Raw genomic sequence first — 17,847 nt, forward strand, 5'->3', positions numbered from 1 at the left:
TTATTCGTCCCCGGAGGACGTTGCTGCTTGAGCTTGTTCCGAAGCCAGGGCTGCTGCAATTTGATCTGTTGGTTGTGTTAATAGTTTATAAATAATAGCTGCATTTTCTTGTACATTCAGCGGTTTTTTGGACTGAAAGTCGGCAGAACCATCCGAATGAATGTCTACTTCGGGTCCATAAATACCAAGCCCGATCATCATTTTGACCGCAGGAACGGCCCATTCGCTTGTGTTTCCAGATAGCTTAACCTCTGTAAACAGTTCATCAGGATACTGTAGTTTATAGATTCTCCACAGCATGACAGCTGCTTCCTGACGTGTGATGGCTTGATTCGGTTTAAATTGCTCCGCTTCACTCAGCATCCCTATTTCCAGAGCGGATTGGATATAGCCAGCGGAAGGATGCTGAGCCCAATCGGTTCCTTCTGCAGGTGCTGTCTTACTGGCAGGAATGTTGCTGACCTTCAGGATCTCCTTGACAAATTCAGCTCGTGTGACGATATGCTTCGGGTTGACCGACGTACTTGCGTCATTTGGATAATAGCCTAAAGACTGAAGAGCGTATAATGCTTCAGCATAAGGACTGCTTGGACTTACATCCCTAAACCCTGCTGGTGCTACACCTTTGCGTTCGTAACCCATTGGATTCAGATAGGGCTCTTTCAAATATACGCTGCCATCTTCGTGTTCTTTAAATGCGGTAAACTGGCCGCTGATCTCATCGACAAACAGATTCTCCTCTACCTGTGTAAGGACACGAGGCCCAAGGAATGCATCCTGAATGGCCAACTTGCCTGCCTGCTCCTCTGCTCCTGAAACAGAGCTGACGATGGTGCTTAAACGCAGGTCTGCGTACAATCCGGAATAACGCTGAGGCTCATCTGCGGATTGGGGCTCATAGTCGTCAAATTCGACTGCCTCTGCATACTGAGGGAAAAATTCATTAATAAAAGCAGGATAGAACAAATTTCGTAGAGCACCCGTCTGATTATAAGTAAGGAAGACACCTGTATTTTGCTCCGGAATAAGGAAGAGATAAGAACTGAATCCCGTTAGATCTCCTGCCTTCGTAATAATCTTAGAGCTGCTTCCGGCTCCAGGGAGCTGAAAAGCGGCTTCAAACCCATAGGTTGTGTCCGGCAGAAGAGGATGGATTGCCGAACGATAAATTTCCATACTATTTACGGTAGACTCGGTCAGTATTCGGTTCTCACCGTCCGTTCCACCGTTTAGGAAGGCGATCATAAATTGGCTGATATCTTCAGCGGTCGTCAGCATTCCACCATGAGGCATGGGATTCGGAGATATCGCGTATAGATCAATGGGATTCTTCGCTGCATCGTAACCCGTTGCGAGCTGTTCCTTGAACTTGTCCGTCAGCAGGAAGCTGCTGTTCTTCATTCCCAGCGGTTCAAAAATATGATCCTGCATATACTCCTCATACGGTTGACCGCTCACTTCTTGAACGACAAGTCCTAATAAGAGAGAGGCAAAGTTATCATACATATAAGAGCTCCCCGGTTCACGAACAACGGGAGGCATATGCTCTCGAACATAATCCTCAATGGAAACGTTTTTATCAAAATCCGTGTGAATATCTTCCTGCTGAGGATCCCGTATCTCAAACCCTGTTGTATGTGTCAGCAAATGCTCAATCGTTACCGGTTTGTCATAAGGATTATCGAATTCAAGACCCGTTATGTATTGCTGGAAATCGGCTTTCAATTCGATTTTTCCTTGTTCAACAAGCTGCATCGCGGCCACAGCGTTAAATGTCTTGGATACGGAGGCTACACGAAAAGCCGTTTCTTCCGGATCGACCTGTGTCTGTGCTGCAAGGTCAGAATATCCATAGCCTTCTTGTGCAACGACTTCACCGTCTTTCACAATAGCCACGGAGGCTCCCACATATTGTGCCATTGCCTCAGGTGAATTAAAGAACTTATCCAGGAATACGGAAGCTGTCTCTGGATTAAGCACTTTAACCTGCTGAGCTTGCATTGTCGCAGCGGTTTGCTCTTCGGCCAGGGCCGCTGGGGCAATAGACCCTAGTACAAGCACTGAAGCGAGAAATACGCTGGACAGTGATTTTACATGCTTGTGCAAGGTGAACTTGGATACCATGAAATCACTCCTTATCTGAATTTTGATCCCTTGGAAAGATTAGGAATCTTACTCATTATAACAGAGCCTTGTTAGAAGAAGGAGAGATTTATAGGATTTATAGCATATTGTTCAGCTTGATAAACGTGATTCTGCTAACGTTCATCCTTCTGATTCATATGTACAGAACCGCATAATAGAATCATAGAGAAGAAGAATAGAAACATAATAAAGATCAGCAGGAGCGCCGGTCGGTTTGTATGCATCACAATCATTGGACCCATTAGTCCAGTCATCATCCCACTTGAGATACCGGTAATTACGCACTGCATATCGACCAGCCTTCCGTAAATAAACCCTGTGAGCATAGACAGCACTGTTGCCGCAATGGTAACCCAGCTGGAATGCATAGGGAATTGAAAGCCCCACAGCGCACCAAAAGACAGCGCACAGATCATACTGATCGTCATCGAGATATTCATGCCCAATTGATGGTTGATTTGTCTCCGCCTTTTGTTTAAGTGAACATAGCTGACAACAAGCGAACTTATAAGTAATACGTTGATCATAATAAATAGTATAACGTCCATGCATTCGCTCCATTTTGATAGATGTTGGAAAAATATGATGAATTCAATGGTGCTCATACTATATTACGTGGATCTAAAAATAATAGACCCATCGTAATTAAAGGGGGAATTCAGTAGTGCTGCTGTGCTTTTTTTGCGATTCCGCCTGATATGGGATTATAATTATTTTTTACCTAGGAATGGATGTTCGTTTCATGTAGACTTATTATGATTTATCAGCAAATGACCTAAGGTCAAATGAAAATAAGAGATACATATTTGTGTGCAGATGGGGGTGGGCACTGTGCCCAAGAAAGAAAAATTATCGATGACATGGCTGCTAAAGTATCTGAAGCCAGTCAAAGGACGGCTGCTCTTACTGCTGGTTATGCTGCTGACATCAACCGGCTTGCAGCTATTGAATCCGCAGATTGTGCAGCGTTTTATCGACACAGCTGCAGGAGGGGGATTACTCGCAACTTTATTTCAGCTGGCAGGTATATACCTGGTTGTAGCCGTCGTCAATCAGCTTATAACCGTAGCCGTCAGCTATTTCGGGAACGATGTATCCTGGCGTGCAACCAATCAGCTGCGCGGTGATCTGCTGAAGCACTGTCTTCGGCTGGATATGAAATTTCACAATGTGAAAACACCAGGCGAGATGATTGAGCGGGTAGATGGAGATGTAACAGCCATTTCCAATTTTTTTGCGATGTTTATCGTTCAGGTCATCGGCAGCTTCGTATTGCTTGCTGGGATCTTGGGTTTCATGTTCACGATCAGCGTACCTATTGCACTCGTCATGACGGCATTTACGCTGCTATCGATCTTATTCATGGTTGTGATTCGCAATCTTGGGGTGCGATCCTCTAAGGAAGAAAGGGAGGTCAGCGCTTCTCTGTTCGGTTTGATTGAAGAGCGAATTGCTGGAATCGAAGATGTTCAGGCGAATGGCCATGTACCTTATGTGATGAATCGATTTCATCGGCTGATGCGCTCCGTATTTCTTAAGGGGAGAAGAGCCTGGATGCTCCGGGTCATACCGTGGAATATAACGGTTATTCTGTTTGCACTAGCGGTAACGGCCGTGCTGCTTATCGGCGTACATTATTACATGTCCGGAGCAATTACACTGGGCACACTGTACCTAATCTATCAATATACTCAGATGCTGAACGAGCCTATTGAAATTTTGGGTGATCAAATACAGGAATTTCAAAAAGCAAAATCTGGCATGCTTCGTTCAAGAGAACTGTTATCCTTACGAAGTGAAATTAGTGAAGGCAAGGAGACCGAGCTTCCGGAAGGGCCTTTGAGTCTCGAATTTGAGCATGTCCACTTCAGTTATAACGAGGATAAACCGATTCTCACTGATATTCATTTCGAGCTGAAGCCTGGGGAACTGTTAGGTATTATAGGCCGGACGGGCAGCGGCAAATCGAGCCTTAGCCGAACTCTGCTTAGGTTATACAATATCAACAGCGGCGTTATACGCGTAGGTGGTGTAGATGTTACCAAGCTGTCTCTGCCAGCGCTGTATAGACGCATAGGGATGGTTACTCAGGATGTACAGCTGTTTGATGGAACACTTCGTGAGAACTTGACACTGTTCAATCAAGAAATCTCGGATGATGAGATTTTGCACAAAACGAGGCAATTGGGTCTAAGCAGATGGATTGAAGCTCAGCCTAACGGACTTGATACACATCTTAATACAGGAGGAACATCTTTATCCGCCGGCGAAGCGCAGTTGTTTGCCCTAACCCGAGTGTTCCTTACGAAACCGAGCCTGGTCATCCTTGATGAACCATCTTCGAGGCTGGATGCGGCGACCGAAGCAATGCTTCAGTCGGCAGTTGATCAGATGATGAAGGAATGCACCGGAATTATGATCGCTCACCGGCTTGCTACACTGAATCAAGTGGACAAAATTATGGTGCTGGGTGATGGCAGAATATTGGAGTTTGGAGAACGTGATGAGCTCGCGAGGAATCCAGCCTCCCACTATGCAAGATTGCTCGTTACAGGCAGAGAGGAGGAGCTGGCATGACCGTAGCTGGCTTTATTAATAAGCTTTTTCGATTCAAGCCATTTTTATTTATTATCAATGGTCTCTTATGGTGTATATTCCATTCGCTCCCGCTAGTCATTGGGCTTGCGATGCAGTGGTTCTTCGATCGCGCAGCTGCCGGGAATACCAACGATTATCTGTGGCTTGCCGTGCCGCTGCTTGTCATGGTAGCTGTAAGAATTACGAGAGTAGGAACCATGCTCATCGCCTTCTATGAATGGGTAACCTATATTTTTCATATCCAAGCCATTCTGCGGACGAATATGCTGGCAGGCATTATGCGCTGGCCAGGACGGAATCTGCCCGCTTCCCCTGGGGAAGCGATGAGTCGTTTCCGCGATGATGTGAACGAGGTCGTCGAATATGTGGAATCCTGGGTCGATTTCTGGGGGATGTTCGTGTTCTCCGTCGTTTCGGTCTCGATCATGGCAAGCATCAACTGGAAAATTACTTTAGTAGCTGTACTGCCCTTAGTCATCGTTACATTGCTGAACAACCTCTCAGGCAATCGAGCACGCAGATATGGTCAGCAGAATCAGGAGGCAACCGGACGGATTACTAGCTTTATCGCAGAGACCTTCGGCGCCGTTCAGGCTCTCAAGCTTGGGGAGGCTGAAGATCACGTACATGCTCGATTTATGAAGCTGAACGAAGACCGCCGTCAGGCTGCACTCAAGGATAACTTGTTTAAGCAGTGGATGAGATCGTTGAATCAACACATTCTAAGTATTTGTACGGGACTTATCCTTCTGATGTGCGCGGCTGAGATGAGAAATGGAAATTTTACGGTTGGAGATTTCGCACTATTTACCACTTATTTGACGAACATCGGGTTTAGTATCTCGTTGTTCGGCTACATGGTGTTCCAGCACAAGCGCCTCAAGGTGTCCTTTGACCGAATGCGTATGCTGTTCCGCCCAGGTGAAGAGGATCGGATAATGGATCATCGTGAAATATATTTGTATGAAGATCCTCCCGAGCTGCCCGTCATCAGCAGGGATAATAGGGAGAAACTGGAAGAGGTCGCGGTCCGTAATCTCACCTATCAATATCCGAATTCAAATCACGGGATTAAGGATGTAAATCTGGAGCTGAAACGTGGGCAGTTCCTGGTTATTACGGGAAGAATCGGTTCGGGTAAATCCACCTTGGTACGGACATTGCTGGGACTGCTTCCTAAGCAGTCAGGATCCATTCACTGGAACGGAACAGAGATTGATCCGGCTCAATTCTTAACACCGCCAAGAGCAGCGTATACACCACAAGTGCCGCGTTTGTTCAGTGATACTTTGAAGGAAAATATGGTTCAGGGCAAGCGCAGCCGCGTGGAAGAGTCCCTCGAGCGTGCGATGAATCTGGCTGTAATGAATAAAGATGTAGGGGACTTAGAAAAAGGACTTGATACACTGGTTGGGCCAAGAGGCGTGATGCTGTCCGGCGGCCAAATTCAGCGGGCAGCAACAGCGCGCATGCTGATGACAGACTCAGATCTGTATATTTTCGATGATCTATCGAGCGCACTGGATGTTGAAACCGAGCAGCAGGTATGGGATGGATTGTTTAAGGAAGAGGATGTGACCTGCATCGCCGTCTCTCACCGAAGAGCAGCTTTATCCAAGGCAGATCATATCATTGTAATGAAGGATGGACGAATTGAAGCAGAAGGCAGCCTTCGTGAACTGTTAGAGAGCTGTGAAGAGATGCAGCTGCTGTGGCAGGGAGAACAGACTCCAGTAAAAGTATCTTAACCGAAGTACCAAAAAACCTTTGGAAGGAAAGCTCCAAAGGTTTTTTGGTGTATCTATATGTTGGCTCAAGCTTGCTGCCTGCCCATTTCGCAAATTATCGTGCATCCGCAAAGGGGTCTGTTCCTTTAGGCAGCAGATCTGCAAAACTGAAGGTATACGTTGGGAATCCCATCGCATAGGAGGTAATTTCATAAATTTGGAAAAAGACGGTGAGCCCATTTTCAGAAACGTAGAAATCCGGATCTTCCTTCAGTCCGTTAAACCCAAAGTTGAAGTTGTCTGCGTTTGTCTCCTTCTGCAGCATTTGATCCAGCTTCTTCTTGGCAGCATCTGATGAATGGAGCAGATCGTCCAATGTCAGCTGCTTACCATCCTTGAGGGAGAACGTAAAGCCCTCACGGTAAGTCATTCCATGAGCACCACCTACATATTCGTACAAATCAGTGGCTATGCTCAGCACTCCATCCCGGTTAAAAGTGACGAGGAAGGTACCATGGAATTCATAAGGCTGTTCGAACTCAGCATCCCGATCTTTTGCTTTTTTCTTCGCTTCTGCTGCAAAAGCTTCTGCTTTATCTTTGAACGTTTTGTTTATTGCTTCCTGAGCTTCTGCATTCGCAAGCCCACTAAGCTTCGGATAACGAATGTCCATGGTTGCATTGTTGTTGCTGTCTGAGATCGTTTCCGAAGTGATGGTTACCTTGTTCTGCTGCTGTTTTTTCAGTGTTAATGTTTTGGATGATGAGTTGTAAGAGCCCTGGAAACCTAAATATTCCTTCAACACTCTGTAGGGAACATATAGCTTGCCGTTTATATTTTTGGCTTCATAGGCTTCATAACTCGTATTGTTGTCTCCGATATAACGATCGTTGATCCTGGTGTTAATCCCATATTCCGTTACTTCCAATTTCATTTGAGTGACTCCGCTTCCGACCGTGTAGGTTTTAACCCCTTTGCCAGCCTCATAGCTTAATTTAAGCCCCAAATCATCTCTTAACACCGAGATCGGAATCATCGTGCTTCCATTAACCAGCTTGCCTGGAGCAGAGAGCGTCTTGCCATTATACTTCATTACGACGTCTGAAGCTTGGACTGAGGTTGCGGCAGCAACGACAGCTTCGGACTGCCCACTAAAAAAGCTCGCATTACCTGCCAATAGACCTGCGGACAAAATAGCTGCGGACCATTTCATACTTTTCTTATTCATTATTAGTTCCTCCCTAGTCTAAGCTGTTCGCTCTTCTTATTATGTATTACCCAAAAATTCCTTTTTCTTATAAGAGATCACTCTTATGTTGATACGAATCACACGTTATTCGCATTACGACAGTAAGACAAGATTTATTATAGGGAGGAAATGAGAGGAAATGTTTACAGCCAGGGTTACAGTATTGTTGTCGAAATCAGGAGAATGGAGGGATTAAGCTGTTAATGTGAGCTCTGCAGGGAGCATCGTTTCATTAAACAGTACGTTGATGTACGAGGCACAATAGCCGATCAGATGACAAACCTACATTTTTTTGTAAGAAAAAAACCGCATATCACATATTCTGTTCATGCGGCATTACTCCGTTGCTAATATATTTTGTTCTATCCATCAGTTACTCACTTCATGCTCCCGTAATTCTTGGCATCGGCATGGATTCTTTGCCCAACTCAGCCCATGCATACTTTAAGAGCAGCTCGGTCTTGAGATCTTTCCGTTCAGGGTTATCCCATAAATTGTTCAGCTCCTGTGGATCCTCCTGAAGGTCAAAGATTTCACCATAGGTTTGATTGTAATATATCGTTATTTTATACCTTGCATCCACATAAGTTTTCTGATGTATCGTCGTCGGCTCATGCCGGAACTCACATATCGCATGATCACGAGCACAAGTGCTCTCATCCAGCCACACCTTCTTCTGATCAACACCAGTCATCGCATGTGGAATGGGCAGATCGCAGAATGACAGGAAGGTAGGGGCAAGGTCAACCAATGATTGGATAGCATTGCTTTGCTGATCGGCAGGAACATGACCCGGGTATCGTACAATGAAAGGCAGCTTAATCAGATCCTCATAATGAAACCCGCCTTTTGCCTGTAAGCCATGCTGACCGAAGAAATGTCCATGATCCGTTGTAAAGACGACAATCGTATTGTCAGCAAGTCCGAGCTCATCAAGCTTATCGAGTATGCTGCCAATATATTTATCCATCAGGCTGATCATTCCGTAGTAAACGCCTACAAGCTTCTTCTTATCGTAATCTGTAAGCCGCGCACGCTTGCCATATTCATAATAATGATGAGATCGATATCCGTGAATTCCCTGACCGGTTTCTGACAAATAAGAGAAGTCGGGATTGTCCTCCTGTGTTTTGCCAAAATGGGGCGGATTCTTGTCATGCTCACCTTCGACGATCTTGGGAATGGTCAATTCGTCTGGATCATACATGGAATCCCAAGGCTCAGGTGCTAAATACTCTGGATGTGGATCAAAGAAGCTGGACCACAAGAAGAAGCTGTCGTCGTTCGCTTTATAATCTTCCAGCAGTGCATTGGTCCGTTCAGCAATCCAAGTATTGTAATGATACTTTTCTGGAATCGGCCATTTGTAGGTTTGGGTACGATCCATCGTTCCGATCTCAGGAAGGAAGTAATCTCTCCAGTTATCGAGACCTTTCTCTTCCATCCATAGAGCATAGTGTTGACCGACATGCCCCTCATTCGTATGGTTGCGTGCCAGCTCTACATGGTCAAATCCATAGAATGGACCGTTGAATGCTTTCCAATAATTAAAATCATGCACTACAGGATGTGCTTCCATGGAAGGGTAAGTCTCTGTGGATACTAATGGCTGGAAGTGCGCTTTGCCGACCAGTGCCGTTTGATATCCAGCCGCCTTGAAATCCTCTCCCACCGTATGCCGATCCTCCAGCAATTTGGTGCCAAGTGTCCAGGCTCCATGCTGACTTGGGTACATCCCCGTAATGATGGAGGCACGGCTAGGCGTGCAAGTCGGGTTAGGACAATACGCTCTGTTAAAAGTCGTTCCTTCTCTTACTAACCGATCAAGGTTAGGAGTATGCAGCTCACTATTGAATGCACCAATCGTATCCCAGTGCTGCTGATCGCTTGTAATTAACAATATGTTAGGTTTCTTCATCGAACATCCTCCTTCTGTCGAAAATTATAAAAAAAGATCTGCACAGAGGAAATAACTTAATGTATGATAGATTTAACATTTTGTCTGTATGCGGGGTGAAGTTATACCAGTGCTAGAATTTCTGTTTAATACCCCCTCGGAATTCGATAAGAGAGACCAGGCTTGGCTTGTCCGAATGGGCAGAAATATCGCTAAGTCCAGCTATCGGGTGGGGCCAAGAAGAATCGAATGCTACAGCATTCATATGGTACAGGAAGGTCATATTCGGTTTGAATATGACGGACAGCAGCGACTGCTTGGTCCGGGAGATTTATTTTGTATGTATCCAGGCATCACTTATTTGTACTATAAGAATCAAGACAAGCAATCGCTTCGGCTTACCTGGATGGCAATGGATGGTCCTGGGATGGAGAATATTCTAACGCTGCTAGGAATGTCACGTCATGAGCCTTATCTCAAGAATCGATGCAGCCCTATGATCGAAGAACACCTATCCGGATTGATGAACGTGCTGAGACAGAAGGACGCAACAAATGATGCTGCCAGCTTTGAGCTCAGAGGCCGCTGCTATTGTTTACTAGGTCAGTTGATGATCTCTAGTCAACGACAGCCGGAGCACCGTGTACTATCCTGGATCTCTAAGAGTCTGGACTACATCCGCCTGCACGCCTCGGAGGGAATTACCGTACAGCAGATCGCACGTCTAGCGGGGCTGAATCGCACTTATTTCTCAACCGAATTCAGGAGCGCTGTCGGAGTATCACCTACGGAATACATCGCCCGGGTAAGAATGGATAAGGCGAAGGAGCTGCTCAGTCAATCCACCGCAACCGTTACAGAAATTGCATATAGCGTCGGATATACGAGCCTGTATTCGTTCACCCGTGCTTTCAAGAACCACTGTCACATGTCACCAACTGATTATCGTCATCTGCATGCAGCTAATTCATAGACCGCCTGAGGTGAGTTCATTGAGACCGATATTGTTAGGAATATTCGCAGCCTTCTTTTTTGCATTTACTTTTGTATTAAACGCATCGATGGAGTTGTCCGGCGGCAGCTGGATCTGGAGCGCCTCGCTCCGCTATATATTTATGATTCCTTTTCTCGTTGCGATCGTCATGTTTAGAAGAAATTTCAGACCACTGATAGACGAGATGAAAAAACAGCCGAGAACCTGGCTCTTGTGGAGCTGTGTTGGCTTTGGCTTGTTTTATGCTCCATTATGCTTTGCAGCAGCCTATTCTCCGGGATGGCTGGTTGCAGGTACGTGGCAGTTTACGATCATTGCCGGCATGCTGCTTGCTCCGCTATTTACTGAAACCGTACATACTTCCACTGGCGTCCTTCAGATCAAAGGTCGAATTCCTATGAAGGGACTTCTGATGTCGCTCCTTATCTTGCTAGGTATAGTGCTGATGCAGGTTGAGCATGCAAAGAGCTTTTCACTAGAGAATCTGCTGCTAGGTGCCATTCCTGTATTTATCGCTTCTTTTGCCTATCCACTGGGTAACCGTAAAATGATGGAGCTGTGCGAAGGAAGATTGGACGCTTACCAGAGAGTGCTGGGCATGACACTTGCCAGCCTGCCATTCTGGATTCTGCTGTCTGTGTATGGTCTAGCAACGGAGGGCCTGCCAAGTCTTGATCAGAGTATGCAGTCGCTGCTTGTGGCTCTATGTTCCGGAGTCATTGCAACGGTACTATTCTTCAAAGCAACGGATATGGTAAGAGGGAATATGCAGAAATTAGCGGCAGTGGAGGCGACGCAGTCCATGGAAGTGCTGTTTGCTCTTGCAGGTGAAGTGTTGTTATTGTCCATTGCAATTCCTTCATCCATTTCATGGATTGGAATGCTGATCGTTGTGATTGGTATGGTTCTGCATAGCTATGTTTCTCGAATAGACGTTCAAGCAGCAAAAGGATAATTCTTTCGATGCGTAATTGATTTATTCAAGTAGGGAGATCGTTTATAGCACAAATGGGTAATAATATAGATATCTAGCTTCGAGCCTATTATGACAGGAGAGATTTGATTTGGATCTACGAATACGTAATGCAGTTGAAGGGGATATCCCATCTATTATTCAATTAAGAAAAGACTACGATGAAGTCATCGCCGACAGAAGACCTGATCTGTATGAGCTTGCTGACAACTATACGGAGGAAGAAGTCCGTGGGTTCCTTGATGCTCCTCACTCAGAGGTGATTGTTGCTGAATCCACGAACAATGTAATCGCAGGATATGCCATCGTGGATGAAGAGCAAGTAAGTGCACACAAGATATACAAGCAGAGAAAGGTATTGTTCATTCGTGATTTCTGTGTCCGCGAGGAGATTCGAGGAGCAGGCGTGGGTCAATCTCTAATGGAATTTATCATTAAGCTGGGTAAAGAGAGACAGGCGGATGCTGTTGAGATCGATGTACTTGCGGACAATGAGCGTGCTGAAGCTTTCCTGGAATCCAATGGAATGAGCACCAAATCTATTAGATATGAGATGGAGCTGGATTGAAGTTAGGCGGTTCGAGTCTCGTCGATTATAAAACAGGCACGACATTTTTCAGAATGTCGTGCCTGTTTTTTTAAGATATTCACTATTTTATTTCTGTGAACTTGCTTGACTCAGCTTCTTCGCATGTTTATCCGCGAACATGATTTTGAGAAGCGGTGGAGTAACGAGAGTTGTTACAATCACCATGATAATGACCGACGTGTAATACTGCGGATCCAATAGGCCTGAAGCAAGGCCAGTTCCGGCGATAATCAAAGCGACTTCGCCCCGGGATATCATTCCTGTACCGATAGCGAAGGAGGAATGCATATTGAATCCTGTCAGCTTGGCACCCAGTGCTCCACCCAGGAGCTTCGTAAGAATGGCTGCCACACTTAGGACGATGATGAATCCGATCTGAGAGCCAACGCCTTCGAAATTCACATTAAGACCAATACTTACAAAGAATACGGGAACAAATAAGCTGTATGCGATCGGCTCAAGCTTGTGCTCAACTGTATGCTTGTAAGGGGTTTGAGAAATGGCAATCCCTGCTGCAAAAGCGCCGATGATCCCTGCAACGCCCATCCACTCGGCAAAATATGAAAAGGCAAGTGCGATAATGATTCCACCGGATATAACGGTCTCCGACACTCTGAGCTTGCTGAGCCACTTCATGACGAGCGGAACGACCCAGATTGCTGCTGCGATAATGACAACGAAGAACAATACCTTCTTACCAATAAGAGAACCAATACTTACGGATTCTCCTGTTCCCAGCAGACTCATCATCACGGCAAGCAGGACAACGACTAGAATATCGTCCACTACGGCAGCACCCAATATGGTTGTACCCTCGCGTGAATTCAGTTTGTTCATTTCCTTCAGTGTTTGAACGGAAATACTCACTGATGTTGCACAGAGCAGAAGTCCAAGGAATAATGCATGGCTTTGCTCAATCCCAAAAGCCAGAGCAGAGCTGTATCCGCCTACGAAGGGCAGAATGATACCGCCAACCGCTACAGCAAGTGCAGCCTTCCAGTTCTTGCGGAGCTCCTCCAAATCCGTTTCCAGTCCTGCGATGAACATGAGGATCAGGACACCAATCTCAGAGAATTCATGAATAAATGAGGTTTGATGGACCCATCCAAGTACAGCCGGACCAAGGATCACACCGGCGATCAATTCACCAAGAACGGACGGCTGACCCAGCTTAAGGGACAAGTGACCTGCCAGTTTAGTGAAGATGAGGATGAGTACTAGGTGTAAAATAAATTCCATATCTTTCTCCTTTCGTTTCCATATTTATGTTGTTACATCATCGGGGGAAATATCCACTCTCAACGAAAAAAGGCGCATTTACGCAATCTCTCCGTAAACACGCCTTAAAAATAAACAGAGAGGGGCCTTGTGTGGCAGGCTCCTCCCGTGATCAACATATTTGGTTGTAACTGAATCAAGAGATAACAAATTGATTCAACTATAATTTTTATTATAACAGTTGTAATTTGTTTTGTGAATATGCTGCTGCCATTTATTTTTTGTACATTCAATATCAAGTACGCTGGCTATATGAAGAGCAATTTCTGCTATTGACAGTACCAACCAACCTTGTTAATTTAAGGTTTATGATAGCATGGATTCCAGTATGTTAAGGCGGTGAGTATCATAAGAGAAGATATTCTAACCGGTGCTGATGTAATTCAAATGCATGCAGACGATCATGTGGCAACAGCGCTCAAGGACTTGCAAGCCGGAGAGGACATTACTTTTGTTTTTAATGGTAACCGTTTTCAATTAACCGTTCTGAATGACATCCCGTTTGGTCATAAGGTGGCGCTGAGTCACATACCCGAAGGCACGAAGGTGAAGAAGTACGGGGAGGTTATAGGCCAGGCTAGTATCGCGATTGAAGCAGGTCAGCATGTGCATATCCACAATATCGAAGGATTACGAGGACGCGGTGATCAAGCAGGAAGGGAAGGGACAGTATGAATACAATTCAAGCTTATGAGCGGCCCAATGGAGATATTGGAATTCGCAATCATTTGTTAATCATCCCCACCGTAATATGCTCTAACCAAGTCAGTAATCGTATTATGCAGATGGTGCCGGATACCGTCGCAATCCCTCATCAGCATGGGTGCTCCCAGATTGGAGCGGATAAGGAGCGTACCTTTAACATGCTGGCGGGGACAGGAAAGAATCCGAATGTGGGTGGCGTCATTATTATCAGTCTCGGATGTGAGGTTGTAGATCCTGCTGCACTAGCAGCGGAGATCAGGAAAACAGGCAAGCCGGTTGAAATGTTTGATATCCAATCTGTAGGTGGATCTGTCAAAGCGATAACACACGGAATCGAAATTGCTCGAAAAATGAAGACACAGCTGGATGGCATGCCCAAGGTGTCTGTTCCCATCAGCAAGCTAAAGGTGGGTGTCAAATGTGGCGGCTCAGATGCGACATCCGGCCTCGCTTCTAATCCTGCCCTTGGCTCGGCCAGTGACATCCTTATTGGCCAGGGCGGAGGCATCGTGATCGGTGAAACTACTGAGATCATTGGAGCGGAGCATGTGCTTGCTGAACGCTGTACAACGCCAGAGATGAAGAACAGGATGTTTGAAATCGTTGATCGCTTTGAAAAGGAAGTCGAACGAATGGGCTCCGATATGCGCGGCGGCAATCCCAGTCCAGGGAATATTGCGGGAGGCCTGTCCACCATTGAAGAGAAGTCACTTGGATGTATCAGTAAATGCGGTACTGCACCTATCAATGGAATTATAGAATATGCAGAAGCGATTCCTGAAAGCGGTTTATATTTTATGGATTCACCCGGTAACGATATTGAATGTGTATCAGGAATGGCAGCCGGCGGCGCACATATTGTCTGCTTTACGACCGGAAGAGGCACCCCGACAGGTGCAGCTGTGCTTCCTGTCATTAAGATCACAGGCAATCAGCGGATGTATGAACAGATGAGTGACAACATGGATGTCGATGTAAGTGGAATGCTGTCCGGGGAACTCAGCCTGGAGCAAGCTGGGATAGCCATCTGGCAGGAAATTGTTGAAGTAGCGAACGGCAAGCTCACAAAGGCAGAAATACTCGGCCACCAGGAATTCAGCATTAACCGAATTGGACCTAGTTTATAAGGAGGAAGGAAGATGGGGAGACTCGAGAACCGCATTGCACTGGTGACCGGAGGAAGCCGGGGAATTGGAGAGGCCATTGTCTACAGGCTTGCTGAGGAAGGAGCGCATGTGGCAATTAATTATTCCTCGGAGAGATCAAGAGCGCTGGCTGAACAGGTGGCCAGAAATGCTGAAGCCCACGGTGTTAAGACGATGATCGTGCAGGCCGATGTAGGTAGTAAAGCTCAAGTTGATGCCATGTTCTCAGCCATCCAGGAGCAGCTTGGAGAGGTGGAAATTTTGGTCAACAATGCAGGAATCGCGCCATTCGAGCCTTTCATGAAGGCTACGGAAGAGACTTGGGATCGTACATTTGATACGAACGTCAAATCGATCTTCCTCTGTTCACAGCTCGCTGCTAGTCAAATGATCCCCAAGAGATACGGAAAAATAGTAAATGTCCTGTCTACGGCGAGCCTTGTCGTTACAAGTCCAGTGATTCCACATTACCAATCATCCAAAGCAGCAGGTCATATGCTGACGAAGGGCATGGCGATTGAACTAGGTAAATACGGTATTAACGTTAATGCCGTTGGACCGAGTACAGTAGACACGGATATGTGTACTGATTTTCTGGCTGACCCGGCAATCCGGGCCAAAGAGATTGAAGCCAATCCGATGAAAAGGCTGGGTACAGCACGTCAAATCGGAGATGCAGTTGTATTTCTAGCATCAGAAGAGGCGATGCAGGTGAACGGACATTTGCTGATGGTGGATGGCGGATTGACCGTGAAGGCTGCTCAGCCAGAGGACCATATGGAACGATAGAGACTTGTTGTGATGACGAATAAGGGAGGAATACGATTGCGTCTGGCTAACAAAATCGCCTTAATTACCGGATCTGGATCTGGAATCGGCAAGAGCAGTGCAATGCTTTTTGCCAAAGAAGGTGCCGTTGTCATCGTCAATGATTTGGATGAAGTTAAAGGTCAGGAGACCGTCCAGGAGATCTCTGCTTCTGGGGGGACAGCTCTATTCATGCAAGCCGATGTAACCCATGCCAAGCATGTGGAAGAGATGGTGAGCCGCATTATAGATCAATTTGGCAGAATCGATATCCTGTTTAACAATGCAGGAATCAGCGGAATTGGACAGCTTCATGAGATAGAGCCAGATGATTGGGATCGTGTCATGACGGTAAATATTCGCGGTGTGTTTCTGCCTTCCAAATATGTTCTTCCCTATATGATGAAGGAGAAGAACGGCTCCATTATCAATATGTCTTCCTGCATTGCCGAGATTGGACTCGCGAAGCGGGCATCTTATTCTGCGACCAAGGGAGCGGTGCTTGCCCTTACCAAATCAATGCAGGTCGATTATGCTCCATACAATATTCGGGTGAATGCTATCTTACCCGGCACCATTCTTACGCCTTTCGTTGAGAGCTACTTGCGCTCATCCTATGATGATCCGGCTGAAGCCTTCGAATCTCTGAAGACAAGACAATTAAGCGGCGATCTGGGAAGACCCGATGACGTAGCCAGTGCTGCGCTCTTCCTTGCTTCCGACGAATCCAGGTTCATGATGGGCTCTCCTCTGTATATTGATGGCGGCGTTGTATTCGGCAAGAATGCATAAATACATAAAAGGAGTGGATATGAAATGAAACTTGTTACATTTCGAGTGAATGGGGACAACCGATTAGGGATTAAGATTGATCGCGGCATTATCGATGTAAACACAGCTGCTTCGCTGCTGCCAGATATGAACCGGGTTCCATTGGATATTCACGCTGCAATTGAGACAGGCCAGTCAGGAGTACAAGAATTGGAACGACTTAAGCGGGCAGTCGGAGAGAATAAGGAAGTACAAGCACAATCCATTGTCCCGGAAGATGAGATCTCCTATGCTCCATGTGTGACCCATCCGAGCAAAATCATCTGTGTCGGACTAAACTATCGAAGACATGCTGAAGAGACAAACGCAGCAATACCTGAATATCCAATTCTCTTCAATAAATTCAATAACACCCTGGCTGCTCATGGGGAAGACATTCCGCTGCCAAGCGTAAGCAGTGAAGTTGATTATGAAGCTGAACTCGTGATTGTCATCGGAAAGGAAGCTAAATACGTAGCCCAAGCAGATGCGCTGGATTACGTCTATGGATATTGTAATGTGAATGATTTGTCTGCACGTGATCTGCAGATGAGGACGCCACAATGGCTGCTTGGTAAATCGTGTGACAAATTCTCTCCGCTTGGGCCTTACTTGGTGACAGCTGATGAGGTAGGTGACCCTAACTCACTGGATATAAGGTGTATTGTAAACGGTGAAACCAAGCAAAGCTCCAATACCTCGGACATGATCTTTCACTGTGACGAGATTGTCAGCTATATCTCACAGCATATGACGCTTCTGCCCGGAGATATCATTTTGACAGGAACTCCGGAAGGTGTCGTGCTTGGGTTACCTAAGGAAGACCGGGTATATCTTAAACCGGGAGACACCGTGACCATCGAGATTGAGAAGCTGGGATCTCTGACAAACCAGATGGTCTCTGAATAAGAGCAGCTAAGTACGATCGAA

15 protein-coding genes are annotated in these 17,847 nt (G+C 46.1%); 10 read left to right on the forward strand and 5 right to left on the reverse strand.

Annotated elements, in window-relative coordinates; genetic code table 11:
• Both PUW25_RS12320 and PUW25_RS12325 read right to left on the reverse strand, forming a co-directional pair.
• Nucleotides 1-2,124, reverse strand: coding sequence for a serine hydrolase domain-containing protein (locus PUW25_RS12320; RefSeq protein WP_047911737.1), 2,124 nt, complete (start codon nt 2,122-2,124; stop codon nt 1-3).
• Between the two features lie 134 nt (nt 2,125-2,258).
• Nucleotides 2,259-2,693, reverse strand: a complete 435-nt coding sequence (locus PUW25_RS12325; RefSeq protein WP_047911738.1) for a hypothetical protein — start codon at nt 2,691-2,693, stop codon at nt 2,259-2,261.
• Nucleotides 2,694-2,976: 283 nt separating this feature from the next.
• Here PUW25_RS12325 and PUW25_RS12330 point away from each other — a divergent pair, with 283 nt between their 5' ends.
• Together PUW25_RS12330 and PUW25_RS12335 are read left to right on the forward strand one after the other, a co-directional pair.
• On the forward strand, nt 2,977-4,722 hold the full coding sequence (locus PUW25_RS12330) for an ABC transporter ATP-binding protein (RefSeq protein WP_047911739.1): 1,746 nt from the start codon (nt 2,977-2,979) through the stop codon (nt 4,720-4,722).
• Nucleotides 4,719-6,491 (forward strand): ABC transporter ATP-binding protein, encoded by a 1,773-nt coding sequence (locus PUW25_RS12335; RefSeq protein WP_047911740.1) that lies wholly within the window; start codon nt 4,719-4,721, stop codon nt 6,489-6,491. The genes PUW25_RS12330 and PUW25_RS12335 overlap by 4 nt, the downstream gene beginning before the upstream one ends.
• A 94-nt stretch (nt 6,492-6,585) precedes the next feature.
• On the opposite strand, the gene PUW25_RS12340 is transcribed toward PUW25_RS12335, so the two are convergent.
• Together PUW25_RS12340 and PUW25_RS12345 are read right to left on the reverse strand one after the other, a co-directional pair.
• Nucleotides 6,586-7,698: a PdaC/SigV domain-containing protein gene (locus tag PUW25_RS12340; protein WP_274337097.1), complete on the reverse strand. Its 1,113-nt coding sequence runs from the start codon at nt 7,696-7,698 to the stop codon at nt 6,586-6,588.
• Between the two features lie 403 nt (nt 7,699-8,101).
• Nucleotides 8,102-9,637: a sulfatase family protein gene (locus PUW25_RS12345; RefSeq protein WP_274337098.1), complete on the reverse strand. Its 1,536-nt coding sequence runs from the start codon at nt 9,635-9,637 to the stop codon at nt 8,102-8,104.
• 109 nt (nt 9,638-9,746) lie between these two features.
• On the opposite strand from PUW25_RS12345, the gene PUW25_RS12350 reads away from it, so the two are divergent.
• The 3 genes from PUW25_RS12350 (at nt 9,747) to PUW25_RS12360 (ending at nt 12,151) form a co-directional block, all read left to right on the forward strand.
• Nucleotides 9,747-10,589: an AraC family transcriptional regulator gene (locus tag PUW25_RS12350; RefSeq protein WP_274337099.1), complete on the forward strand. Its 843-nt coding sequence runs from the start codon at nt 9,747-9,749 to the stop codon at nt 10,587-10,589.
• 19 nt (nt 10,590-10,608) lie between these two features.
• The gene (locus PUW25_RS12355) at nt 10,609-11,565 is read left to right on the forward strand and encodes a DMT family transporter (protein WP_274337100.1); all 957 of its coding nucleotides are present in this window, start codon (nt 10,609-10,611) and stop codon (nt 11,563-11,565) included.
• A 109-nt stretch (nt 11,566-11,674) separates the two neighbouring features.
• Nucleotides 11,675-12,151, forward strand: a complete 477-nt coding sequence (locus PUW25_RS12360) for a GNAT family N-acetyltransferase (protein WP_047911745.1) — start codon at nt 11,675-11,677, stop codon at nt 12,149-12,151.
• Nucleotides 12,152-12,238: 87 nt separating this feature from the next.
• On the opposite strand, the gene PUW25_RS12365 is transcribed toward PUW25_RS12360, so the two are convergent.
• Complete coding sequence (locus tag PUW25_RS12365) at nt 12,239-13,411, reverse strand: cation:proton antiporter (RefSeq protein ID WP_274337101.1); 1,173 nt, start codon at nt 13,409-13,411, stop codon at nt 12,239-12,241.
• A gap of 378 nt (nt 13,412-13,789) precedes the next feature.
• Here PUW25_RS12365 and PUW25_RS12370 point away from each other — a divergent pair, with 378 nt between their 5' ends.
• The 5 genes from PUW25_RS12370 to PUW25_RS12390 are packed head-to-tail and all read left to right on the forward strand — an operon-like array spanning nt 13,790 to nt 17,826.
• Nucleotides 13,790-14,125, forward strand: a complete 336-nt coding sequence (locus tag PUW25_RS12370; RefSeq protein ID WP_337999869.1) for a UxaA family hydrolase — start codon at nt 13,790-13,792, stop codon at nt 14,123-14,125.
• Nucleotides 14,122-15,282: a UxaA family hydrolase gene (locus PUW25_RS12375; protein ID WP_274337102.1), complete on the forward strand. Its 1,161-nt coding sequence runs from the start codon at nt 14,122-14,124 to the stop codon at nt 15,280-15,282. Before PUW25_RS12370 ends, PUW25_RS12375 begins: the two co-directional genes overlap by 4 nt.
• Nucleotides 15,283-15,294: 12 nt before the next feature.
• Nucleotides 15,295-16,089, forward strand: a complete 795-nt coding sequence (locus PUW25_RS12380) for an SDR family NAD(P)-dependent oxidoreductase (RefSeq protein WP_274337103.1) — start codon at nt 15,295-15,297, stop codon at nt 16,087-16,089.
• 36 nt (nt 16,090-16,125) lie between these two features.
• On the forward strand, nt 16,126-16,899 hold the full coding sequence (locus PUW25_RS12385; RefSeq protein ID WP_047911750.1) for an SDR family NAD(P)-dependent oxidoreductase: 774 nt from the start codon (nt 16,126-16,128) through the stop codon (nt 16,897-16,899).
• A gap of 24 nt (nt 16,900-16,923) precedes the next feature.
• Nucleotides 16,924-17,826, forward strand: coding sequence for a fumarylacetoacetate hydrolase family protein (locus PUW25_RS12390; protein WP_047911751.1), 903 nt, complete (start codon nt 16,924-16,926; stop codon nt 17,824-17,826).
• Nucleotides 17,827-17,847 lie beyond the last annotated feature (21 nt).

Origin of the sequence: Paenibacillus urinalis (assembly GCF_028747985.1) — a bacterium.
In the GTDB taxonomy this organism is placed as follows: Bacteria; Bacillota; Bacilli; order Paenibacillales; family Paenibacillaceae; genus Paenibacillus; species Paenibacillus urinalis.